Annotated in this window: 1 protein-coding gene; it reads right to left on the reverse strand. The window is 42.7% G+C overall.

Annotated features, from left to right (window positions below):
• Positions 1-155: 155 nt before the first annotated feature.
• The coding region (locus ACRCJ0_RS18255) for a YggS family pyridoxal phosphate-dependent enzyme (protein ID WP_431391556.1) at positions 156-627 on the reverse strand (472 nt) is incomplete at its 5' end.

The following is a 627-nucleotide window of genomic DNA, read 5'->3' on the forward strand; positions in this document are numbered from 1 at the left end:
GCAGCTTCAGCTGGATTTTCAGCAACTGGCTCTTCAAATGGCTTTGAATCACTAGTATCTACCGACTCTTGCTCATAGTAGTCGTCTTCAAAATCATCATCATTGTCAAAGAAATTTGCAAAATAGTCTTTAAAACCCATATTGGATTCCTCCGTTTACTCGGTTTCTATGTTAAATATAGCTGAACCTACTCTGACAAAATCAGCGCCCTCAGCGACTGCAATCGGATAATCACCTGACATCCCCATGCTCAAATGTTGGCACGGTGCAAAGTCTTTACCCATAGCTTGCACTTGATCGCGCAATTGACGTAAGTTAGCAAAATAGCCGTGAATTTCTTCCTCACTAGCATCAATCGGCGCCATTGTCATCAAGCCCACAATCTTTACTTTAGGAAACTCGGCCACTGCTTCGAGAAAGGCATCAATCTCAGTTGGTGCAATACCGTGCTTAGATTCCTCGCCAGAAACATTGACCTGTAGGAAACATTTAATGACCTTATCCGCCCGCTTATCAATCTCCTTGGCCAGTTTTATCCGGTCAAGAGCATGGAAATAGTCGATATCATTAATGACATCTTTGACCTTACGGGTTTGCAAGGTGCCAATTAAATGCCATACAATATCG

It is taken from the genome of Aerococcus sp. L_32 (assembly GCF_050689315.1).